This window comes from Cystobacter fuscus, from assembly GCF_002305875.1.
Lineage (GTDB): Bacteria > Myxococcota > Myxococcia > Myxococcales > Myxococcaceae > Cystobacter > Cystobacter fuscus_A.
Genome location: NZ_CP022098.1, coordinates 7,324,493 through 7,350,192, shown reverse-complemented (window position 1 = coordinate 7,350,192; position 25,700 = coordinate 7,324,493). Strand labels below are relative to the sequence as shown.

At 72.0% G+C, this 25,700-nt stretch carries 1 protein-coding gene; it reads right to left on the bottom strand.

The features are described from left to right. Positions 1-113: 113 nt before the first annotated feature. Positions 114-25,673, bottom strand: coding sequence for a hybrid non-ribosomal peptide synthetase/type I polyketide synthase (locus CYFUS_RS29725; RefSeq protein WP_095988299.1), 25,560 nt, complete (start codon positions 25,671-25,673; stop codon positions 114-116). Positions 25,674-25,700: the final 27 nt, after the last annotated feature.

Here is a 25,700-nt window from a genome sequence, read left to right as displayed (position 1 = left end):
GTCGGTCATCGCCTTCCCCAAGGAGTGAAGTTCATCGGCGCGAAGCAGAATGTCTCCTCCGCCACCGTCGAAGCCACAAAAGGCGAGAGAGCCGCCTGCGGACGGCCCCTGCGCTACCCGGCCTCCGTCCCCGGCTCCCGCGTCCGCTTGAGCAGGCTCCTCAGCCGCGCGGCCAGGTGCTCCACCAGGGGCAGGGTGACGATGCCAATGTGCGTGCCCGGCTGCTCGTGCACCTCCACGCCTCCCCGGGCCAGCGGCTCCCAGCCGTACTCCTCCGCTGTTACCGCCTTCTCGCCGGGGTAGGCGTCGCTGGCGCGCAGCAGCACCAGCGGGCCTCCGTACGGCTTCGGGGCGTACATCCGCGCGGCGGTCCAGTTGCGCTCGTACACCCGCCACAGGGTCCGCAGCTCCGCGCATGCCTCCTCGTCCAACTGGAGCGCGGTGCTCGCCTCCGGAGGCCCGTCCAGCACCGACCACAGCTCCGCCGAATCCAACTGCTGGAGGAGGTCCGCCGCCCGCGGGTGGTGCGCTCCTATCCGCCGCAGGTGGTTGGTGAACTTGAACACCGCCGGGTTCATCATCCCCGGCTCGAGCGGCTCCAGCTTGAAGTCTCCGTCATGGGCGCGCGCGTCCATGATGACCAGCAGATCCACCCGTTCGCCCCGCTCCTCGAGCTGCCGCGCCATCTCGTAGACCACGCGCGCTCCCATGGACCAGCCGCCCAACAGGTAGGGGCCCTCGGGCTGCACCTCCTGGATGGCCTCCAGGTAGCGCGCGGCCATCTCCTCCACCGTCTTCTCGGTCCCGTTCTCCAGCGACCGGAGGGCGTAGAAGGGCTGGTCCGCCTCCATCCGCTTCGCCAGCTCCAGGTAGGTCATCGCGTCGCCGTCCACGCCGTGCACGCAGAAGAAGGGCCTCGCGCCGCCTCCCTTCCTCAGTGCCACCAGCGGCGAGTCCGACGTGCGGCCCGAGTCGATGCGCGCCGCCAGTCCCTCCAGCCGCGGCGCCTCGAACAGATCAATCACCGCGATCTGCACGTCGAACAGGGTGCCCACGCGCGCCACCACCTGCGTGGCCAGCAGCGAGTGTCCGCCCAGCTCGAAGAAGTCGTCGTGCACGCCCACGCGCGGCACGCCGAGCAACTCCCTCCACAGCTCCGCCAGCTTCCGCTCCGTCTCCGTGCGCGGTTCCACGTACGCCTCGCTCGCCTCCCGCTGGGCGGGGGCGGGCAGTGCCTTGCGATCCACCTTTCCGTTCGAGGTGAGCGGCATCGCCTCCAGCACCACGAAGGCCGTGGGCACCATGTAGTCCGGCAGCCGCTGCTCCAGGAACACGCGCAGTCCTCGCTCCTCGAGCGCGTGCCCCGGCTTGCCCACCGCGTACGCCACCAGGTGCTTGCTCCCTCCGGCCTCCTCGCGCGCCACCACCACGCACTCGCTCACGCCGGGGTGCTGGCCCAGCTCCGCCTCCACCTCGCCCAGCTCCACCCGGTAGCCGCGGATCTTCAACTGGTGATCCACTCGGCCGAGGAACTCGATGCGGCCCGTCTCCAGCCACCGCACCCGGTCTCCCGTCCGGTACAGCCGCGCCCCGGCCTCCCCACTGAAGCCATCCGGCACGAAGCGCTCCGCCGTCAGGTCCGGCCGGCCCAGGTAGCCTCGGCCCACGCTCCGCCCGCCGATGAACAGCTCGCCCGGCACGCCCGGCGGCACGGGCTGGCCGTACCCGTCCAGCACGTAGGCCCGCACGTTCCCCAGTGGCCGGCCCAGTGGCACCGTTCCCGAGCCCCGTGCCCCGCGCTCCAGCTTCTCCGCCAGCACCCCCACCGTCGTCTCCGTCGGGCCGTAGTGGTTGAACACCTCGCACTCCGGCGCCAGGGCGTGCACCTTTTCCACCAGCGCCCACTCCGAGCGATCCCCACCCAGCACCAGGCGTCGGCGCGGCAGCACCGCCGCGGCGTCCGCGCCCGACAACAGCGCCTCCAGGTGCGTCGGGACGATCTTCAACCCCTCCACGCCGTGCTCCCGCCCATGGGCCGCCATCCGCGCCGCGTCCGAGGCCGTCTCCTTGTCCACCAGGTGCACCGCGCCCCCCGCGCACAGCGTGGGGAAGAGCGCCGTGTGGCCCAGGTCCGCGGCCAGCGTCGATACCGACGCGAAGCTCATCCCCCGGGGCAGCTCCAGGCGCTCGCTCACCGCCGCCACGTAGCTCGCCAGGTGCTGGTGCTCGATGCACACCCCCTTGGGCTGCCCCGTGCTCCCGGACGTGTAGATGACGTACGCCACGTTGTCCGGCCCCGCCCGGGACTCGGGCGGCTCCTCGGGTTGCGCCTCCAGCAGCCCGTCCCCGGCGTCCAGGCTCACCAGGAACTCGCCCTGCGCGGGCAGCTCGTTCGCCAGGGACTCCTCGGTGACGATGATCTGGATCCTCGCGTCCTCGAGCACGTGCCGCACCCGCGTCGGCACGCGCGCGGCCGAGGGATCCAACGCCACGTAGGCCCCTCCCGCCTTGAGGATGCCCAGCAGGCCCACCAGCGCGTGCGCCCGCCGCTCCACGAACAGGCCCACCCGCGTCTCCGCTCCCACTCCCAACGCCTGGAGCCAATGCGCGAGCTGGTTGGCCCGCCGCTCCAGCTCCCCGTAGGTGAGCCGCTCGCCGCCCGCGCTCACCGCCACCGCCTCGGGCGTCCTCTTCGCCTGCTCGGAGACGAGCTCATGCAGGCACCGCCGCGCGTAGGGCCTCGCGGTGTCGTTCCACTCCACCAGCACCCGCCGTCGCTCCTCCTCCGTCAGCAGCGGCAGCTCGGACAGCCGCGACCGTCCTCCTCCGGCCACCACGCCCTCCATCAGGCGCTCGAAGTGCCGGGCCATGCGCTCCACCGTGGAGGCGTCGAAGAGGTCCGTGCTGTACATCCACTCGCACACCAGTCCCTCGGCCGTGGGGTTCACCAGCAGCGTCAGGTCCAGCTTGGACATCGCCTCGGCCGGGTGCTCGCTGCTCAGCGTCAATCCGGGCAGCCTGGGCATCGGCAGGGGCGCGTTGTGCAGCACCAGCTTCACCTGGAAGAGCGGCGCGTGGGCCGTGCTGCGCTCCGGGTTGAGCGCGCGCACCACCTCCTCGAAGGGCACGTCCTGGTGCGTGTGGGCCTCCATCGACACCCGCTTCGCCTGGGCGAGCAGCTCGCCGAAGGTGGGGTTGCCCTCCAGTCCCAGCCGGAGCACGAGCTGGTTGATGAAGAAGCCGATGAGCGGCTCGGTCTCCAGGCGGTTGCGGTTGGCCACGTCCGTGCCCACCACCACGTCCGTCTGCCCCGTATAGCGGTGCAGCAGCGTGTGGAAGCCCGCCAGCAGCACCATGAAGAGCGTGGAGTGCTCGCGCAGGGCGAGTGCCTCCAACTTCCGTGTCAGCTCTCCGCTCCACCTCGACAGCAGCCGGCCTCCCCGGTACGTGCGCGTCGCGGGCCGGGGTCGATCCGCCGGCAGCTCCAGCACCGCCGGCGCTCCCTCCAACCGCCGCCGCCAGTACCCGAGCTGCTCCTCCAGCACCTCGTCCCGCAGCCACTGCCGCTGCCAGGCCGCGTAGTCCGCGTACTGCACCGGCAGCGCGGGCAGCCGCGCCGTCCTCCCCTCGTAGCGCGCCGCGTACAGCTCCATCAGCTCGCGCACCAGCACGCCCAGGCTCCAGCCGTCCGAGACGATGTGGTGCAGGGTCAACAGCAGCAGGTGCTCCTCGTCCTGGAGCCACAGCAACGAGGCGCGCAGGAGTCTCCCCTCGGTCAGCACGAAGGGCTTGCGTGCCTCCTCATTCGCCAGCCGCCGCTCCTCGCGCTCACGCGCCTCGGTGGGCATCGCTCTCAGGTCCACCCGGCCGAGCACCCACTCCACCGAGGGGTGCACCCTCTGCGCGGGACCCTCCGGCCCCTGCTCGAAGCTCGTCCGGAGCGCCTCGTGCCGGCGCAGGATCTCCTGGAAGGAGTGCTCGAGCCCCGCCACGTCCAGCACCCCCCGCAGTCGCAGGACGATGGGGACGTTGAAGGTGGGCAGGCCCAGCTCGAGCTGCTCCAGGAACCACAGCCGCTGCTGGGCGAAGGACAGCGGCATGAGCGCCTGGCGAGGCATGGGTCGCAGTGGGGGCACCTGGAGCGGCCGGGCCAGCCCCAGGAGCGCCTCCACGCGCGCGGCCTGCTGCTCCAGGGTCCTCGCCTCGAAGAGCGCCTGCAGGGGCAGCTCCACCTCGAAGGCCCCGCGGATGCGCGACTGCAACCGCGTGGCGAGCAGCGAGTGGCCACCCAGCGCGAAGAAGTCATCCCGCGCTCCCACCCGCTCCAGGCCGAGCAACTCCCCCCAGAGCGCGGCGAGCCGCTTGCCCGTCTCCGTGTCCGGCGCGAGGAAGCTCTCCTCGGAGGCGGACGCCACGGGCGCCGGGAGCGCCTTGCGATCCAGCTTGCCGCTGCGCGTGAGGGGCAGGGCGTCCAGCACCACGAAGGCCGCGGGCACCATGTACTCGGGCAGGCCCTGGCGCAGGACGGCACGCAGGGCGGCTTCCTCCAGCACCTGGCCCGGACGTGGGGTGACATAGGCCACCAGGCCCTCGCCTCCCGGGAGATCCTCGCGCGCCAGCACCGCCACCTCCCGCACCGCCGGGTGGCGGGAGAGCACGCTCTCGATCTCCCCCAGCTCGATGCGCAGGCCGCGCAGCTTCACCTGGAAGTCGACACGCCCCAGGAACTGGAGCTGCCCGTCCGGCGACCACCGGGCCCGGTCTCCCGTGCGGTACAGCCGCGCTCCGGGCTCGGAGCTGAAGGGATGGGGCACGAAGCGCTCGGCGGTGAGCGCGGGCCGGCCCAGGTAGCCGTGGGCCAGTTGCACGCCGCCGATGTACAGCTCTCCGGGCACGCCCACGGGCACCGGGCTCCCCGCGCCATCCAGCACGTACGCCTGGGTGTTGGTCACCGGCCGTCCGATGGGCAGCGGGGCCCCGGTGGACTCCTCTCCCGAGACGGAGGCCCAGGTGGCATCGATGGTGGTCTCGGTGGGGCCGTAGAGGTTGGCCAGTCGGACCTGGGGCAGGATCGCGCGCAGGCGCACGCCCAGCTCCGCGCTCAGCGCTTCACCGCCGCAGAGAATCAAGCGCAGGTGCGTGGCTCGGGCGAGGCCGGGCTCCTCCAGCATGAAGCGCAGCAGCGAGGGCACCAGTTGCAGCACGTGGATGCGCTCGCGCACCACGCAGTCCACCAGGGCGGTGGGATCCCGGTGGGCCGTGGGCGGGGCGAGCACCAGCGGGCCGCCGACCAGCAGCGAGGCCCAGCACTCCGAGACCGCGGCATCGAAGCTCAGGGTCGTCTTCTGGAGCACCCGATCCCCGGCGCTCAGGCCGAACGTGGAGATGAGCCACGTCATGTTGTTGACCAGGCCCCGGTGGCTCAGCAGCGTGCCCTTGGGTTGGCCCGTGCTCCCGGAGGTGTAGATGACGTAGGCGGGATGCTCCGCCGTCACGCCGGAGTCGAGCGGCGCGGGCGCGTCGTCCGAGCGCATCCACTCGCCCGACTCGAGCGTCACGAGGTGGCCCGCGAAGGAGGGCAGCGTGGCGCGCAGGTGCTCCTGGGTGAGCAGCACGGGCGCACCGGTGTCCGCCAGCATGAAGGCCAGGCGCTCGGGGGGCGTGGAGGGATCCATCGGGACGTACGCGGCGCCCGCCTGGAGGATGCCCACCAGGCCCACCATCATCTCCAGCGATCGTTCCACGCACAGCGCGACCCGGTCCCCCGCGCGCACGCCGAGCCCTCGCAGGTGGTGGGCGAGCCGGCGCGCGCGCCGCTCCAACCAGGCATAGGTGAGGGTGGAGCCCTGGAACTCCACCGCCACCGCCTCGGGCGTGCGCGCGGCCTGGGTCTCGAAGAGCGAGTGGACCAGGGTGTCCCGTGGGAAGTCCGCCGCGGTGGCGTTCCATTCCACCAGCACCCGGTGCCGCTCCGTCTCGGACAGGAAGGACAGCGAGGACACACGGCGCTCGGGATGTGCCACCGCGTCCTCCAGCAGCAGGCGCAGGTGCTCCATCATCCGCGCCGCCGTGCCGGCCGAGAACAGATCCGTCCGGTACTCGAGCTCGCCGCTCAACCCGCCCGGGGTCTCGGTGAGGGAGAGCGAGAAGTCGAACCGGGACGTGCCACCGTCCAGGGGCATCGGCTCGATCCTCAGCCCGGAGACGGACAGCGTCTCCGAGGGCGTGTTGAGCAGGGCCAACATCACCTGGAAGAAAGGCGTACGTCCGAGCTGACGCGGGGGTTGCAGCACCTCGACGAGCTTCTCGAAGGGCACGTCCTGGTGGGCATAGGCCCCGAGTGTCACTTCCCGCACGCGGCCGAGCAGCTCGCGGAAGGTGGGATTGCCCTCCAGCCGCGTGCGCAGCACCAGCGTGTTGACGAAGAAGCCGATGAGCCCCTCGGTCTGTGCCTGGGTGCGGCCGGCGATGGGCGCTCCCACGCACAGGTCCTCCTGCCCGCTGTAGCGCGCCAGCAGGAGCTGGAAGCCCGCCAGCAGGCCCATGAACAGCGTGGCGCCCTCGCGCTGGCACAGTGCCTTCAGCCCGTGCATCAACCTCGGCGACAGCTCGACCTTCAGCGAGGCGCCTGGGTTGAGCGGATCCGCGGTGCGCGGCCAGTCGGTGGGCAGCTCCAGCGCGGGGGGCACGTCCTCGAGCTGCTGTTTCCAGTAGGCGAGTTGTTGCTCCAGTACCTCGCCCTGGAGCCACTCGCGCTGCCACACGGCGTAGTCCACGTACTGGATGGGCAGCTCGGGCAGGGGTGATGGCTTGCCCGTGGAGAAGGCCTCGTAGAGCGCCACCACCTCGCGGATCAGCACGGCCATGGACCAGCCATCCGAGATGATGTGGTGCATCGTCACCAGCAGCAGGTGCTCCCGGGGAGACAGCCGCAGCACGCGCGTGCGCAACAGCGGGCCCCGCGCGAGATCGAAGGGCATGCGGGCCTCGTCACGGGCCAGCCGCAGGGCCTCGGCTCGCCGCTGCTCCGAGGGGAGCTGCGCCAGGTCCTCGATGTCCAGCGTCCAACCCGTCGCGGGCGCGATGACCTGGCGGGCGACTTCCTCGCGGATCCGGAAGGTGGTGCGCAGTACCTGATGGCGACGCACCAGCTCGGTGAACGTGTTGCGCAGGGCGCTTACATCGAGCGGGCCTTCCAGTCGCAGCGCGGCGGGCATGTTGTAGAGCGCGCTGCCCGGTTGGTACTGGTCGAGGAACCACAGCCGCTGCTGCGCGAACGACAGCTCCGCCTCGACCGAGCGGGGGACGATGACCGGAGCGGATACCCGGCGGGTCGGGGCTGGGATGATTGCCTGGAGGCGCTGGGCGAGCGCGCGAACGGTGGGAGCCTCGAACAACTCGCGCAGGGGGAGGTCCACGCCGAGGGCACTGCGCAGACGAGACACCACCTGGGTGGCGAGCAGGGAGTGGCCGCCGAGGTTGAAGAAGTGGTCGTCCACGCTCACGCGTACCACGCCCAGCACCTGGGCGAAGGTGTCCACCAGTGTCTGCTCCAGGGGAGAGGAGGGAGCGACGAAGGGGGCGGCGCCGCGCAGACTGTCAGAGTCGGGCACGGGCAGCAGGCGGCGAGCCAGCTTGCCACTGGGTGTCAGGGGCAGGGCATCCAGGCGCACCAGGGCCGAGGGCAGCATGTACTCGGGCAGGCGGCGGGTCAGGGTTTGACGCAGGGCCTCGGGCTCCCAGGGTGTAGTGGAGGGGAGCACGACGTAGCCCACCAGGCGCTTGTCGCCGGGGGAGTCCTCGCGCACCACGGCCGCCGCGTCGGTGACGCCGGGGGCCTCGCGCAGGGCGGCTTCCACCTCGCCGGTTTCGATGCGGAAGCCACGCACCTTCACCTGTCCGTCCAGGCGGCCGAGGTACTCCAGCATGCCCTCGGCGTTCCACCGCGCCCGGTCTCCGGTGCGGTACAGGCGGGCGCCGGGCGTGGTGCTGAAGGGATCGGGGACGAAGCGCTCGGCGGTGAGTGAGGGGCGGGCGTGGTAGCCGAGGGCGAGTTGCTCGCCACCGATGAACAGCTCCCCGGGCACGCCGGGGGCACACGGCTGGCCGTGCGGGTCCAGGACGTAGAGCGGGCAGTGGGGCAGGGGCGAGCCGATGGGTGGCAGGCGGGGCCATTCTGCCGGAGCGCCGCGCAGCCGGTAGGCACTCACCACATGGCTCTCGGTGGGGCCGTACTGGTTCTCCAGCACGCACTGCGGCAGGCGCTGGAAGAAGGAGACGAGGGCGGGGGTGACTTGGAGCTGCTCGCCCGCGGTGACGACTTCGCGCAGGCGCTCGGGAAGAGGAGCGCCGTGGGAGACGGCATCGGCGAGGGACTGGAGGGCGACGAAGGGCAGGAAGAGACGCTGCACGCCCTGGCGAGCCATGAGGGCCAGGAGGGCGGGGATGTCGCGACGCACCTCGGAGGAGGGGAGCACGAGGGTGCCGCCGGAGAACCAGGTGGAGAAGAGCTCCTGGAAGGAGACGTCAAAGCTCAACGCCGAGAACTGGAGGGTGGTGGCCGAGGGCAGGGGCGACTGGAGCGACTGCCAGTGCAGCAGGTGGCTCAGTGCGCGGTGAGGCAGGAGCACGCCCTTGGGCTGGCCGGTGCTGCCCGAGGTGTACAGCAGGTAGCACGGGGCCTCGGGCGACAGCTCCAGCGCGGGGGCGTAGGTGGGCTGGCGCGAGAGGGCCTCGGCCTCGGTGTCCAGGCACAGGGCCCGGGTGCCCGAAGGCAGAGAGGAGAGGAGACGCGAGTGGGTGAGGACGAGGGGAGAACCCGCATCCTCCACCATGAAGGCCAGACGCTCGGCGGGGTAGGCCGGGTCGAGGGGCACATAGGCCGCGCCGGCCTTGAGCACGCCGAGCACGCCCACCGTCAGCTCCAGAGAGCGCTCCACGCACAGGGCGACGCGGTCACCGGGACGCACGCCCAGGCTGTGCAGGTAGTGGGCGAGACGATTGGCCTGACGCTCCAGGCGGGCGTAGGTGAGCTGGGAGTCCTCGAACACCACGGCGAGCGTGTCGGGAGTGCGAGCGGCCTGGGCCTCGAAGAGCTGATGCACGAGCGCGGGAGGCGGGAAGTCCGCGGTACGTGCGTTCCACTCCACCAACACCCGCCGCCGTTCCGCCTCGGAGAAGAGGGACAGCGAGAACAGGCGGCGCTCGGGATGGGCCACGGCGTCCTCCAACAACAGACGCAGGTGCTCCATCATCCGCGCCGCCGTGGCGGCCGAGAACAGATCGCTCCGGTACTCCAGCGTGGCGTTCAAGCCTCCCGGGGTCTCGGTGAGCAGCAGGGTGAAGTCGAACTTGGACGTGCCCGTGTCCAGGTCCAACATCTCGAGTTCGAGCCCGGGCACGCTGAGCCGCGCGGAGGGCGCGTTGAGCAACACGAGCGCGACCTGGAAGAAGGGCGTGCGCTCGGGCTGACGCGGAGGCTGGAGCTCCTCGACGAGCTTCTCGAAGGGCACGTCCTGGTGGGCATAGGCTCCGAGCGTGACTTCCCGCACGCGGCCGAGCAGCTCGCGGAAGGTGGGGTTGCCCTCCATCCGCGTGCGCAGCACCAGCGTGTTGACGAAGAAGCCGACGAGTCCCTCGGTCTGGGTCTGGGTGCGGCCGGCGATGGGCGCTCCGACACAGATGTCGTCCTGCCCGGTGTAGCGCGCCAGCAGGGTCTGGAGACCCGCCAGCAGACCCATGAACAACGTGGCGCCCTCGCGCTGGCACAGCGCTCCGAGTCCCTGGATCAGCTCATGCGGCAGCTCCACCCGCATCGAGGCGCCTGGGTGGCGGGTATCCGCGGTGTGTGGCCAGTCGGTGGGCAGCTCCAGCGCGGGCGGGACATCCGCGAGCTGCGTTCTCCAGTAGTCGAGCTGTTGCTTCAACACCTCGCCCTGGAGCCACTCGCGCTGCCACACGGTGTAGTCCACGTACTGGATGGGCAGCTCCGGCAGCGGCGACGGTCCGCCGGTGATGCAGGACTCGTAGAGGGCCACCATGTCCCGGATCAACACGGCGATGGACCAGCCATCCGAGATGATGTGGTGCAGCGTGATGGGCAACAGGTGCTCGCGCTCCGACAGGCGCAGGAGCCGCGTGCGCAGCAGCGGGCCCCGCGCGAGATCGAACGGCTGGCGCGCGTCCTCGTGTGCCAGCCGCAGGGCCTCGGCCCGCCGCTGCTCCGGGGGGATGTGCCCCAGGTCCTCGACCTTCAGTGTCCAGGTCGTCGCGGGCGAGATGAGCTGAACGGGCTTGCCCTCGCGGACCTGGAAGGTGGTGCGCAGCACTTCATGACGGTGGATCAACCCGGTGAAGGCTCGCTCCAGGGCAGCCACGTCGATCGTTCCCTCCACGCGCAGCGCGGCGGGCATGTTGTAGAGCGCGCTGCCCGGTTGGTACTGGTCGAGGAACCACAGCCGCTGCTGCGCGAACGACAGCTCCGCTTCCGTCAGCCCCGTGCGAGTCACTCGAACGGTCGCGCGAGTCTCCCGCTGCTCCGTGGACGCGAGGGTTTGAATGCGTCGGGAGAGCGCGCGAACGGTGGGGGCTTCGAACAACTCGCGCAGGGGGAGGTCCACGCCGAGGGCACTGCGCAGACGAGACACCACCTGGGTGGCGAGCAGGGAGTGGCCGCCGAGGTTGAAGAAGTGGTCGTCCACGCTCACGCGTGCCACGCCCAGCACCTGGGCGAAGGTGTCCACCAGTGTCTGCTCCAGGGGAGAGGAGGGAGCGACGAAGGGAGCGGCGCCGCGCAGGCTGTCGGCGTCGGGCACGGGCAGCAGACGGCGGGCCAGCTTGCCACTGGGTGTCAGGGGCAGGGTGTCCAGGCGCACCAGGGCCGAGGGCAGCATGTACTCGGGCAGGCGGCGCGCCAGGGCCTGACGCAGGGTCTCGGGCTCCCAGGGCGTAGTGGAGGGGAGCACGACGTAGCCCACCAAGCGCTTGTCGCCGGGGGAGTCCTCGCGCACCACGGCCGCCGCGTCGGTGACACCAGGGGCCTCGCGCAGGGCGGCTTCCACCTCACCCATCTCGATGCGGAAGCCACGCACCTTCACCTGTCCATCCAGGCGGCCGAGGTACTCCAGCACGCCCTCGGCATTCCACCGGGCCCGGTCGCCGGTGCGGTACAGGCGGGCGCCGGGCGTGGTGCTGAAGGGGTCGGGCACGAAGCGCTCGGCGGTGAGTGAGGGGCGGGCGTGGTAGCCGAGCGCCAATTGCTCGCCGCCGATGAACAGCTCACCGGGTACGCTGGGAGCACACGGCTGTCCGTGCGCGTCCAGCACGTAGAGCGGGCAGTGCGGCAGGGGCGAGCCGATGGGCGGCAGACGGGGCCATTCAGTCGGAGCGCCGCGCAGGCGGTAGGCACTCACCACATGGCTCTCGGTGGGGCCGTACTGGTTCTCCAGCACGCACTGAGGCAGACGCTGGAAGAAGGAGACGAGGGCGGGGGTGACTTGGAGTTGCTCGCCGGCTGTCACCACCTCACGCAGGCGCTCGGGAAGAGGAGCGCCGTGGGAGACGGCATCGGCGAGGGCCTGGAGGGCGATGAAGGGGAGGAAGAGGCGTTGCACCCCCTGGCGAGCCATGAGGGCCAGGAGGGCGGGGATGTCGCGACGCACCTCGGAGGAGGGGAGCACGAGGGTGCCGCCGGAGCACCAGGTGGAGAAGAGCTCCTGGAAGGAGACGTCGAAGCTCAAAGCCGAGAACTGGAGGGTGGTGGCCGAGGGTAGGGGAGACTGGAGTGACTGCCAGTGCAGCAGATGGCTCAGTGCGCGGTGAGGCAGGAGCACGCCCTTGGGCTGGCCGGTACTGCCCGAGGTGTACAGCAGGTAGCACGGGGCCTCGGGCGACAGCTCCAGCGCGGGCGCATAGGTGGGCTGGCGCGAGAGGGCCTCGGCCTCGGTGTCCAGGCACAGGGCCCGGGTGCCCGAAGGCAGAGAGGAGAGGAGACGCGAGTGGGTGAGGACGAGGGGAGAACCCGCATCCTCCACCATGAAGGCCAGACGCTCGGCGGGGTAGGCCGGGTCGAGGGGCACATAGGCCGCACCGGCCTTGAGCACGCCGAGCACGCCCACGGCCAACTCCAGCGAGCGTTCCACGCACAACGCGACGCAATCCCCCGCGCGGACGCCCAGGCTGTGCAGGTAGTGGGCGAGGCGATTGGCCTGACGCTCCAGGCGGACGTAGGTGAGCTGAGTGTCCTCGAACACCACGGCGAGCGTGTCGGGAGTGCGAGCGGCCTGGGCCTCGAAGAGCTGATGCACGAGCGCGGGAGGAGGGAAGTCCGCGGTGCGTGCGTTCCACTCCACCAACACCTGACGCCGCTCCGCCTCGGAGAGAAGCGCGAGCGAGGACACACGGCGCTCGGGATGGGCCACGGCGTCCTCCAACAGCAGACGCAGGTGTTCCACCATCCTCGCCGCCGTGGCGGCCGAGAGCAGATCGCTCCGGTACTCCAGGGCGCCACTCATTCCCTGGGGTGACTCGGTGAGGATCAGAGTGAAGTCGAACTTGGAGGTCCCGCTGTCCACCTCGAGGGGGTGGAAGGTGAGTCCTCGCGTGGAGATCTCCGCGGAGGGGGTGTTGATCAACACGAGCGCGACCTGGAAGAAGGGCGTGCGCTCGGGCTGACGCGGAGGCTGCAACTCCTCGACGAGCTTCTCGAAGGGCACGTCCTGGTGGGCGTAGGCCCCGAGCGTCACTTCCCGCACGCGGCCGAGCAGCTCGCGGAAGGTGGGGTTGCCCTCCAGCCGCGTGCGCAGCACCAGCGTGTTGACGAAGAAGCCAATCAACGCCTCCGTCTGGGGCTGGGTGCGGCCGGCGATGGGCGCTCCCACGCAGATGTCCTCCTGTCCGGTGTAGCGCGCCAGCAGCGCCTGGAGGCCCGCGAGCAGGCCCATGAACAGGGTGCCCTTCTCATGCCGGCACAGCGTCCTCAGCCCCTGCGTCAGGGCACGCGAGAACGTCACCCGGAGCGAGGTGCCCGGGTTGCTCGTGTTCGCGGTGTGGGGCCAGTCGGTGGGCAGCTCCAGCGCCGGAGGCACGTCCGCGAGCTGCTTCCTCCAATACTCCACCTGTCCCGCGAGCGTGGGCCCGCGCAGCCACTCGCGCTGCCACACGGCGTAGTCCGCGTATTGAATGGGCAGCTCGGGCAGGGGCGAGGCCTTCCCCGCGGCGAACGCCTCGTAGAGCGCCACCACCTCGCGCACCAGCACGGCGATGGACCAGCTGTCCGAGACGATGTGGTGCATCGTCACCAGCAGCAGGTGCTCGTTCTCCGTGAGCCGCAACACGCGCGTGCGCATCAGCGGCCCATGGGTGAGATCGAACGGCCGGCATGCCTCCTCGCGCGCCAGGCGCAGTCCCTCGGCCCACCGCTCGGCCGGGGGCAGGTGGCCGAGATCCTCCACCTCCAGCGCGCGCTGCTCGGGGAGGGAGATCACCTGGATCGGAGCGCCCTCCCGCGCCTGGAAGGTCGTGTGCAGGGCCTCGTGGCGGCGCGTCAACTCGGCGAAGGCGCGTCCCAGGGCGGCCACGTCGAGCGAGCCCTCCAGGCGCATCGCCGCCGGCATGTTGTAGAGCGCGCTGCCCGGTTGGTACTGGTCGAGGAACCACAGCCGCTGCTGCGCGAATGACAGTGGCGGGGGCGCCTCGCGGGACACACGGGGGATGACCTCGCCCTGGAGCGCGGGAGCCTCGGTGTGGACCGGGATGGGCGCGGGGGGCGGAGTGGAGGGGACAGGGGGCAGCTCCTGGGAGGCGGGACGTTGCCGGGCCAGGGTCGAGAGGAGCTCCACCTCACCGTCCGCGCGGTAGCGGGCGGGGGCGCCGGTGCCGTAGAGGCGGGCTCCCGAGCCATCGGGCGAGGCGCGGAGCCGGGCACGCGTCACCTCGGGTGCCTTCCAGAAGCCGAGCGGCACCGCGTCGCCGCCCAGGAACAGCTCGCCCACCACACCCACCGGGGCGCGGCGTCCGGCGGCGTCCAGCACGACACGTGAGGCGCGCGAGTCGTCCTCGCGCGCACCGGGCAACAGGGTTGCGGGCGCCACCACGCGCGCGGAGGCCACCCGCTGGAGCGCCGTGGCCAGGGGGGCGGGGATCGCGTCGGCCCCATCCAGTACCAGCGTGCGCACCGGACCGAGCACCTCGGCGGCATCTGGCATCCGCGCGAGGGCCTCGACGAGCGCGACGGTGCCGCGCAGGTGCGCGGGAGGACTCCTCTTCAACGACTCCGCGAGAAGCTGGATGCCATCGGCCTCCACGAGCACGGACGCGGTGGGCTCGGCCACCGGCTCCTGGCTCTGGCGGCGCAGCACGTCCAGGTGGCGCAGCCCTTCCATCGCGGCCTCGTGGGCCAGGCCGAAGTCGACGAGGCAGGCCACCTCGTCCACGTCCGCCCGGCGCAACTGCTCCACCCGGGGCGCGAGCGTCTGGGGCGTGCCGAACATGCCCCCCGCCTCCAGGTAGCGCGAGACGCCCCGCTCCAGCAGCACCTCCACGTCCTGGGGCGTGAGGTCGCGCACGTCGAGCCCCAGGCCCTGGCTGGCCACCAGCCCGTTGAACAGCTCCACCGAGCTGCGGAAGTAGCGTGTGAGGGGCTCGCGCGCCTGGCGCTTCACGTCCTCCGGGCTGCCCGCCACGAAGGTGTGGAGCATCAGCACCACGTGGCCCCGGTCATGCCCCGCCTCGCGCCGCGCCTGCCGGTAGAGGGCGATCTTCCGCGCCAGCTCCTCGAAGTCCTGTCCGAGCCCCAGCACGTTGGTGAGCAGTCCCGCGCCCAGCGCTCCGGCCAGCCGGAAGGTGTCCGGGTTGAAGGCGGCGGTGATCCACACGGGCAGCTCCGCCTGCACCGGGCGGGGGCGGATGGTGATGTCCACCTCGTTGCCGGCGCCGTTGGCGCGGCGCACGCCACCGCCCTTCCACAAGGTGCGGATCTCCTCGAGTCCCTTGCGCAGGGCCTCGGGGCGCTGCTGGAAGTTCTCCGGCGCGAAGACGAAGTCGTTGGGGTTCCACCCCGTGGCGAAGGACACGCCGGCCCGGCCGTTGGAGAGGTTGTCGATGACGGACCACTCCTCGGCCACGCGGATGGGATCATGCAGCGGAAGCACCACGCTGCCCGCGCGCAGGGACACCCGCTCGGTGATCATCGCCAGCGCCGCGCTGGTGGCGGTGGGGCTCGGGTAGGGGCCACCGAAGGCATGGAAGTGCCGCTCGGGCGTCCACACCGCGCTGAAGCCGTGCGTGTCGGCGAACCTCGCCCCATCCAGCAGGAGCTGGTATTTGCGCCGCCCCGAGGCCTCCGCGTCATTGGCGAAGTAGAAGAGGCTGAAGTCCAGGGGCCGCGTCGCGGACCGCTCCGGGCGCAACGCCACGAGCCTCGACGGAGCGCGTGCCGGGAAGACGACCTGGAGTCCTCGGGTGAGCGCCCAGAGCAGCTCCAGGCCCGAGGGATCGGCGGCGTCCGGAAGGCTCCACCAGGTCTCGCCCGGACGGGCCTCGACGCGGGCATCCAGCGCGGAGAAGCGCTCGATCAGGTTGTGGTGGCTCCACATGACCCGGGCCCGCTCGCCGTGCTCCGGTTCGCGCACCAGGCAGGCCAGGCCGTTGCCATCCACGGCCGGCGCGAGGCTCTCGGGGGAGCGCGCATCGGACAGCGAGAGGCGCAGGACGTGGGCCTCGTCCAGCCCCGGAGGCGGCGGGGCCGAGGGGCTCATGATGAGGAGGGGAGCGGCCTCTTCCCGGCCGAGCGAGGACAGCTCCTCGGACGGCGAGACGAGGGCATAGGCCCCTCCAGCGGCCAGCACGCCCCACAGGGCCACCGCCCGCTCGGGCGAGGGCTCCAGGCTCACGGCCACGGGAATCCCCGGACCCACGCCGCGAGCCCTCAGCCGGGAGGCGAGCGCGAGCGCATGGGCGCGCAGAACCCGCCAGCTCAGGCTCTGGTCTCCCTGGCGGAGCGCCACCGCGTCCGGAGTGCGTTCGGCCTGGGCGGACAGCAGGGCGGGCAGGGAGGTGCACTGGGAGATGGAGGCGCCGGGCAGCTCCGCTGCTCGCGAGGGCCCGTCCAGGGAGAGCTGGGACAGGGGCTTGTCCGGAGAGGCCACCGCGTCGGTGAGCAACGCCTCCAGTTGAGAGAGCATCCGGACGATGGTGGAGGCGTCGAACAGATCGACGGCGTACTCCAGCGTGCCGGAGAAGCCCTGGGCGTCCTCGCGCATGAGCAGCGACATGTCCGCGAGCGAGGTGCCGTACTGGGCGGGCAGCCCGGTGACGTCGAAGTAGCTCAGCTTCGGGCCGGGCAGCTCGAGCAGGGGCGCGGACACGCCCTGGGTGTGCAGCAGGAAGATGGCGTCGAACAGACGCGACAGCCGGGCCTCCTCACCGGGCTCCAGCTCTCCGAGGAGCTGCTCGTAGGGCACGTCCGGGTGGGCGAAGGCGGAGAGGGTGGTGTCGCGCACGCGCAGCGCGAGCGCGCGGAAGCTCGGGTCGCCGGCCAGCGAGGTGCGCAGCGCCAGGGCATGGGCCACGTAGCCGATCTGCGGCTCCAGCTCGGGGCGGGTCCGGTTGCCGATGGAGGTGCCGACAATGATGTCGTCCTGACCCGTGCACCGGGCCAGCCAGGCCTTGAAGCCCGCGAGCAGCGTCATGTACGGAGTGAGGCCCTCGCGTTGGCCGAAGGCGTGGAGGGCGGCGCCGAGCGCCCGGGGGAAGGCGAACGCGTGACGGGCGCCCTGGCGGCGCGCACCGGGCACGCGCGGGCGATCCAGGAGCAGGGGGAGGGGTCCGGGACGCCGCGCGAGTCGCTGGCGCCAGTACGTCTGCTGGGCCGCGAGCGAGCCATCGGCCAGGGCGCGGCGCTGCCAGAGGGTGAAGTCGATGTACTGGAGGGGCAGCGCGGGCACGGGCACGGGCACGGGCTGGCCCGTGAGCAGCCCACCGTAGAAGGCCATCGCCTCCCCGATGAAGTTCACCAGGGAGATCGTGTCCGCCACGAGGTGATGGATGGTGAGCAGCAGCACGTGCTCGGCCTCGGCCATCCGCAGCAGTTGCACCCGGACCAGCGGACCCCACGCGAGCGGGAACGGCGCGGTGGGCGCGAGGCGGGCCAGGCGCATCGCCTCGGCCTCCCGGTCCCCGGCGAAGCCGCTCAGGTCCACCACCGGCAGGGACACGCGCACCTCGGGGAGGATGCGCGGCCAGGCCTTGCCGTCCACCTGGGGGAAGATGGTGCGCAGCGACTCGTGCCGGCGGATCACCTCGTTGATGCCGTGCTCGAGCAGCTCGGGCCGCAGCGCGCCGGAGAGCCGGACCGCGAGGGGCTCGTTGAAGAGGGAGCTGCCCGGTTCGCGCAGCTCCATCTCCCAGACGCGCTCCTGCACGTAGGACAGGGGAATGGGCTCGGGGCGGGGCACGGGCCGCATCGCCGTCCCAGCCGCCTCGCCCGAGCGCGGCTCCTCCTGGAGTCGGGCCTCGATGCGCGCGGCCAGGGTGGCGATGGTGGGTGCCTCGAACAGATCATTGAGCGGAATCCGTGCCTGGAAGGTCTCGCGCAACCGGGTGAGCAACTGCGCCGCCATCAGCGAGTTGCCGCCCAGATCGAGGAAGTTGTCGTCCGGGCCGATCTCCTCCACGCCCAGCCGCTCCCGCCACAGCTCCGTCAGCCGTTGCTGGATGTCGCCGAGGGGCGCGCGGCGCACGGGGGCCTCGGAGGTGGGCACGGGTGCGGGGGGCGGCGGAGGCGGAGGAACGGCGGCCACCACGGGGAGGGACTCGGTGGGCGTGGCGGGCCGCTGCTCCAGGGGGAAGCGAGTCTCCTCGAACGGGTAGCCCGGGAGCGGGATGCGGCGGCGGCGCTCGTGGGCGTGGAAGCCGTTCCAGTCCAGGGCCGCGCCCGCGCGCCAGAGCGAGCCCAGTGACTCCAACAGGGCCTGGGAGTCGGAGGTGGACGTGCCATTGCGGCGCAGCGAGGGCACCCCGAGCGCCGTGCTCTCGGCGCGCAACCGGGGCCGGGCGAGCGCGGTGAGGTTCTGGTCCGGACCGGTCTCGATGAACCAGCTCCAGCCCGCCTCCACGAGCGTGTTCAAGCCCGAGGCGAAGCGCACGGGCTCGCGCATCTGCCGGGCCCAGTAACGCGGGGATGTCGCCTCCTCGGGGCGGATCCACGTGCCGGTGAGGCTGGAGATGTAGGGAATGGCGGGGGGATTCAGGGTGAGCCCGGCCACGGCGCGCTCCAGGCCGGCCATCAACGGCTCGACGGCGCGCGAGTGGAACGCATGCGCCGAGGACAGGCGCATCAGGCCCACGTGCCGTCCGGCGAGCGTGCGCTCCAGGGCGTCCAGGGCCTCGAGGGGACCGGACACCGTGCAGCGATCCGGGCCATTGAGGGCGGAGATCTCCACGGCCTCGGGCAGGAGCGGCGCCAGGGCCTCGGCGGAGAGCCCCACCGCGAGCATGCCGCCCGGGGGAAGCTGGGCCATGAGCTCCCCGCGGATGACGGCCAGCCGGAGCGCGTCCTCCAGGGAGAGCACGCCCGACACACACGCCGCCGCGTACTCGCCGAAGCTGTGGCCGAGCAGCGCGGACGGCTCGAAGCCGAAGCTCCGCCACAGCCGGGCGAGGGCGATCTCCACGGCCAGCAGCGCGGGCAGCGCGATGCGGGGCGAGGAGAGGAGGGACTCGGCGGCGGCCTCGGCACCCGGCTCGGGGAAGAGCACCGGGCGCAGCGGCTCCGTGAGGCCCGCGGCGGGCAGGAGCGCGAGGCACGCGTCCAGCTCCTTCCGGAAGAGGGGCTCGGAGGCGTACAGCTCCTGGGCCATGCGCACGGACTGCGCGCCCTGTCCGGGGAAGAGGAAGGCCACGCGGCGCGAGCGGGCGGCGTTCAGGTCACGCACCTCGGACGGAGGGCCCGCCTCCTCCAGCGCGCGCACGAGTCCCGCGGCGTCCTCCACGACGAACGCCCGGCGGAACTCGAAGGCCTTGCGCCCCACGTGGTGGGTGAAGGCCAGGTCCGCGAGGTTCACCTCCGGGTGGTTCTCCACGAAGCCGGCCAGCGCGTGGCCCATCGCCTCCAGGGCGGAGGCGCTCCGGGCGGACAGGGTGACGAGCTGCCGGGGGCGGTGGCTGCCCTGCCCGCCGTCCTGGCGCGGCGCCTCTTCCAGCACCACGTGGGCGTTGGTGCCACCGATGCCGAACGAGCTGACTCCGGCCCGCCTGGGGCCCTCGGTGCGCGTCCAGGGTCGGAGCGCGGTGTTGACGAAGAACGGACCTCGCTCGAAGTCGATCTCCGGATTGGGGCGCTCGAAGTGGAGGCTCGGGGGGATTTCTCCGTGGTGCAGCGCGAGGGCGGCCTTGATGAGACCGACGATGCCCGCGGCGGTGTCCAGGTGCCCGATGTTGGTCTTCACCGAGCCGATGGCGCAGTAGCCGGTGAGGCCCGTCTGGGCGCGGAAGGCGCGGGTGAGCGCGGCGATCTCGATCGGATCTCCCAGCGAGGTGCCCGTGCCATGGGCCTCCACGTAGCCGATGCTGGAGGCGTCGACCCCGGCCGAGGCGAGCGCGCGGGAGATGACCTGGCTCTGTCCCTGGACGCTGGGCGCGGTGTAGCTGACCTTGGCGGCGGCGTCGTTGTTGAGCGAGGAGCCCTTGATGACGGCGTAGATGGAGTCCCCATCGCGCACGGCGTCCGCGAGCCGCTTGAGCACCACCACGCCCAGGCCGTTGCCGAGCACGGTGCCGCGGGCGCTCGCGTCGAAGGCGCGGCAGTGGCCGTCGGGGGAGAGGATCATCCCCTCCTGGAAGAGGTAGCCGGTGCGCTGGGGCAGGGACACCTTCACCGCGCCGGCCAGCGCGAGGTCCGACTGGCGGGTGCGCAGGCTCTGGCAGGCGAGGTGCACGGCCACGAGCCCCGTGGAGCAGGCGGTGTAGACGTTGAGGCTCTCGCCGCCGAGCTGGAGCTTGTAGGCCGTCTTGGTGGCCACGTTCTCGCCGGTGGTGGTGCCCAGCGCCTCGAACAGCGAGGCGGGATCCTTCCGGGTCTGCCCGAGCACCGCCAGCACGTGCGTGCTCGAGCTGCCCGCGCCGGCGTAGAGGGAGATGGGCTCGTGGAAGCGCTCCGGATCGTAGCCGGCGTCCTCGAGCGCGTGCCAGGCGCACTGGAGGAAGAGCCGCTGCTGCGGATCCATCCACGTCGCCTCGCGGGGGGACAGCTCGAAGAAGCCGGCATCGAAGCCCTCGGCGCCCTCGAGGACGCCGCCGGCGGGGACGAAGTCCGGATGGGTGCGCAGCGCCTCGGAGAACAGGGGCGAGGGTTCCAGCTCCTCCGGGGCGAAGCGCGAGATGGACTCCACGCCCTGGCGCAGGTTCTCCCAGAAGGCGTGCACATCGGCGGCGCCCGGGAAGCGCCCGGCCATGCCGATGAGGGCGATGTCGTGGGAGTCCTCATCGGCGGCCGTGCGCCGGGGCTCGGGAGCGGCGGCGGGGGCCGGGCGCTCGCTCTGGAGCCGCGCCGCGAGGGCGCTCACGGTGGGGTGCTCGAAGAGGTGGGTGACGGGGACGTCGTGGCCCAGCTCGTCGCGCAGGTGCGTGCTCGCCTTCACCACGAGCAGCGAGCTGCCGCCCAGGTCATCGAAGAAATGGTCATGCGGCCCCACGTGGGGCACCTGGAGCACGCGCGCCCAGACGGAGGCGATGCGCTGCTCCAGCTCGGAGCGGGGCCCGGCGGAGGGCGCCGGGGGCACGGGGCTGGCCTGCTCGGGCGAGGGCAGTGCCTGACGATCCACCTTGCCGCCCGGGGACAGGGGCAGCGCGTCCAGCCGGACGATGGCGGAGGGCACGAGCGCGTCGGGGAGCCGCTCGCGCAGGAGGCGCCGGAGGGTCGCGGGCTCCACGTCCTCGCCGGCCACGACATAGGCCACCAGCCGCGACTCGCCAGCGTGCTCCCGCACGAGCACCACGACCTGACGTACGCCGGGGTGCTGGGCGAGCGCGGCTTCCACCTCGCCCAACTCCACGCGCACGCCACGCACCTTCACCTGGGCATCGCGCCGGCCGAGGAATTCCAGCCGCCCATCCGGCAACAGGCGCACGCGGTCCCCGGTCCGGTACAGCCGCTCACCGGGGACGGAGGAGAAGGGGTGGGGAACGAAGCGCTCGGCGGTGAGCGCGGGGCGGTGGAGGTAGCCCCGGGCCACGCCCGCGCCGCCCACGTACAGCTCACCGGGGACTCCCACGGGCACGGGCTCCAGGCGCGCGTCGAGCACGTACGTCCGGGCGCCCGCGATGGGCCGGCCGATGGACGGCTGGCGGGGATCCACGTCGGGATCGAGGGTGGCGCAGACGCTCGCCTCGGTGGGGCCGTAGGCGTTGAGGAAGCGGCGGCCGGGCTTCCAGCGCCGGGCCAGCTCCGGGGTGCAGGCCTCGCCCACGGAGGCCACCACGTGCAGGTGGGGCAGGGCCTCGGGCTCCAGCGGGGCGAGCGAGGTGGGCGTGGCGGTGATGACGGTGATGCGCTCGTCGGCGAGCACCTTCTGGAGCGGGGGCCCGGGCAGCAGCGACTCGGGCGGAGCGAGCACCAGGTGGGCGCCGGAGAGCAGCGTGGAGAAGAGCTCGCTGACGGAGGCATCGAAGCCGATGGACGCCAGTTGCAGCATCCGTTCACCGGGGCGCAGGCCGAGTGCCTCGTGGGTGGCGCGGGCGGTGTTGCACAGGCCACGGTGCTCCAGCAGGGTGCCCTTGGGCGTGCCGGTGGAGCCGGAGGTGAAGATGACGTAGGCGAGGTGCCCGGGGGTGACGGCGGGGGCGGGAGAGAGCGCCGTCTCGGGCCGTGCGTCCAGGGCGGGACCATCGCTGTCCAGGAGCACCAGCAGCTCACCTTGCGAGGCGAGCTGATCGGCCAGGGCCTCGCGGGAGATGATCACGGGCACCTGGGCTTCCCGGAGCATCAGCGCGAGACGGGCGGAGGGGTAGCTGGGGTCGAGCGGCAGGAAGGAGCCGCCAGCCTTGAGCACGCCGAGCACGGCGATGGCCCACTCGGGCGTGCGCTCCAGGTGCACGCCCACCACCATCTCGGGCCCGACGCCGAGCGAGGCCAGGTGCCAGGCGAGCTGGTTGGCGCGCGCGTCGAGCTGCCGATAGGACAGGGTGCGGGTGCCGAGCGAGACGGCGGGAGCGTCGGGGGTGCGGCGGACCTGCTCCTCGAAGAGGAGGTGCGCGAGGGAGTCAGGGATCGCGGGCGCGGTGTGGCTCCACTCCACGAGGGCGCGGTGGCGCTCGGGCTCGGAGAGCAGAGGCAGGGCGTGCACGGGGCGATCGGGCGCCGCGGCGGCCCCTTCGAGCAGCAGACACAGGTGCGCGAGCATGCGCGAGACGGTGCTCGCGTCGAAGAGATCGGTGGCGTACTCGCCGAGCAGCTCCAGGCCGCGGGTGGTCTCGGTGAGGGAGAGGGTGAGGTCGAGCTTGGTGGCGCCGGTGTCCCCGAGGGAGCTGTCGAGGACGAGGCTCGCGCCCGGAGGCGTGGAGGGGGCGTCCTGGAGCACGAGCTTCACCTGGAAGAGAGGCGCGTGGGCGAGGCTGCGCTCGGGGTTGAGCGCGCGCACCAGCTCGTCGAAGGGCAGGTCCTGGTGGGCCTGGACGCCGAGCACGCCCGCGTGGACCCGGGCGAGCAGCTCACGGAAGGAGGGGGCGCCGCGCAGATCTCCACGGACGGGGAGCGGGTTGACGAAGAGGCCGATGAGTCCAGCGATCTCGGGCCGCGTGCGGTGGGCGAGGTCCACGCCGACGACGAGCTCCTCCTGGCCGGAGTAGCGGTGGAGCAGGAGCTGGAAGCCAGCGAGCAGGGCGACGAAGGGGGTGGTGCCTTCGTGGTGGGCGAGCGCCTTCACGCGGGCCCAGGACTCGCGCTCGAGGCGATGCACCACGTGAGCGCCCTGATAGGACTGGGACGGAGGCCGGGGACGATCCCCGGGCAGCTCCAGCACGGGCGGGGCGCCGACGAGGTACGTGCGCCACCAGCCGAGCAGTGCCTCGAGCCGCTCGCCGCGCAGCGACTCGCGCTGCCAGACGGCATAGTCGGCGTATTGGAGGGGCAGGGCGGGGAGGGAGGGAGTGCGGCCGGTGGAGAGGGCCGAGTAGAGCGCCTCCAACTCGCGCACGAGGACGCGCAGGGACCACCCATCGGAGATGATGTGGTGGGGCGTGAGCAGCAGCAGATGCCGCCCGGCGCCGAGCCGCACCAGGGAGGCGCGGAGCAGCGGTCCGCGGGAGAGATCGAAGGGGCGCCGGGCCTCCTCGCGCGCGAGCCGCTGGGCTTCCCGTTCGCGGGCGTCCTCGGGCAGGGCGCTCAGGTCGACGACGCCGAGGGGCAGGGCCAGTGTGTCGAGGATGTGCTGGGAGGGCTCGCCGCGCTCCTCGCGGAACACGGTGCGCAGGGTTTCATGGCGGCGCACGAGGGCCTGGAGACTCTTCTCCAAGGCGGACACGTCGAGGGGGCCCGTCACGCGGGAGACCACGGGGACGTTGTAGAAGGCGCTGCCGGGCTCGAGCCGGTCGAGGAACCACAGGCGCTGCTGGGCGAAGGAGAGGGGCAGGGGTCGGTCGCGAGGCGCGCGGGGGATGGCGCCTCGGGGCGAGGCGGACGCCTGACGCGCGGAGATCTCCCGGGCCAGCTCGGAGGCGCTCACGCCCCGCAGCAGGGTCTCCATGGGCAGGGCGACGCCCAGGTCCTGCTCCAGTGCGTGCGCGAGCTCCACCGCGGCGAGGGAATCCAGTCCCAGCCGGGTGAGGGGCTGGTGCGGCTCCAGGGAGTGGGCGCGAGCGCCCAGCCGTGCGGCGATGAGCGCCAGCACGCGGGCCTCCACGGAGTCGGCGGGAGTGGCGGGCGAGGCGGGTGACGCGACGGGAGGAGGCGTGGACTCCGAGGCCCGCCAGACGTGGACGGCGCGCAGCTCTCCCGCGAGGAAGGCGGCACGGCAGGCGCGGCGCTGCACCTTGCCGCTGGATGTCTTGGGAAGACTGCCGGGCTGGATGAGCACGAGCGCGTGGGGCCGCACCTCATGCCGCTCGGCGAGGCGTTGCCGGAGGAGGGCGGCGAGCTCCTCCACGGTGCCGTCGAGCTTGCGCGCGTCCACCTCCTGCACGACGACGAGACGCTCCTCGCCATCCTCCTCGATGCTGAAGGCGGCGCCGCAGCCGGGCCGGAGCGCGGGGTGGCTCTGCTCGACCGTGAACTCGAGATCCTGGGGATAGAGATTGCGGCCGCGCAGGATGAGCAGATCCTTGCGCCGTCCGGTGACGTACAGCTCGTGGCCGTCGAGGAACCCGAGGTCCCCGGTGCGCAGGAAGGGGCCCTCGCCGCTGGCGGTCCGGGCGGAGAAGCTGTGCACGGACTCCTCGGGCTGTTGCCAGTAGCCCTGGGCGACGCTGGGGCCCTTCACCCAGATTTCGCCGACCTCGCCCGGGGGCAGCTCGCGGAGGGACTCCGGCTCCACGATGGCGATGCGTTGGTCCTGGAGCGACGTGCCACAACCGACCAACGTCCGGGCGGCCTCGTGGGTGGGGGGAACCACGGCGAGACCCCGCTCCAGCGAGGAGGCGTCCACGTCGCGCAGGAGGGGGGGAGCGGAGGCGAGGCCTCCGGAGACGATGAGGGTGGCCTCGGCGAGGCCGTAGCAGGGATAGAAGGACTCGCGGCGGAAGCCGTGGGGGGCGAAGGCCTCGGTGAAGCGGTCGAGCGTGGCGGGGCGGATGGGCTCGGCGCCGCAGAAGGCGACCTGCCAGCGGCTCAGGTCGAGTCCCTCGCGCTGCTCGGGGGGGATGCGGCGCACGCACAGCTCGAAGGCGAAGTTGGGGCCGCCGCTGATGGTGCCGCCGAGGCGGGTGAGGGCCTCCAACCAGGAGCGGGGGCGCTTGAGGAAGGACAGCGGCGACAGGAGGGCGGTGTGGAAGCCCTGGGCGAGGGGTACGAGGATGCCGCCGATGAGCCCCATGTCGTGGTAGGGCGGCAGCCAGATGACGCCCACGCTGTCGTCGCGTGTCTGGAAGGCGCCGCGGATGAGCGCCAGATTGTGCAACAGATTGGAGTGGCTGAGCATCACACCGCGGGGCGTGCCGGTGGAGCCGGAGGTGTACTGGAGGAAGGCGAGCGACTCGGGGCTCAAGGAGGGCTTGCGCCAGAGCGTCTCGCCGCCGGGGGAGAGGGTATCGGTGGCCAGCCAGCGCAGGGCCTTGAGGTCGGGGGCGTCCTGGAAGAGCTCCTCCACCATGGACAGGACGAAGGAAGTGGTGAGCACCACGGTGGCGCGGGCGTCGTGGATGATGGCGCGCAGACGCGGCAGGGTGCGCTCCAGACGCGAGGGATCCGGCGGATAGGCGGGCACGGCGACGAGGCCGGAGAAGAGGGTGCCGAAGAAGCCGGAGACGTAGTCGGTGCCGGGGGGGTAGAGCAGCACGGCGCGCTCACCGGGGGGAGCCAGCTCCTGGAGGGCGGCCCCGATGCGCCGCGCGCGGGTGTACAGCTCGCCGTAGGACAGGGCTGCTTCGTCTGCTCCCTCGTCATCCAGGAAGGTGTACAGGCGCTGCTCGGCACGGGTGGAACTGCGCTCTTCGAGCAGATCAACGAGGGAGCGGGGCTGGGGCATGAGCGGGGGGGCGGGGGCTGGAGTGTC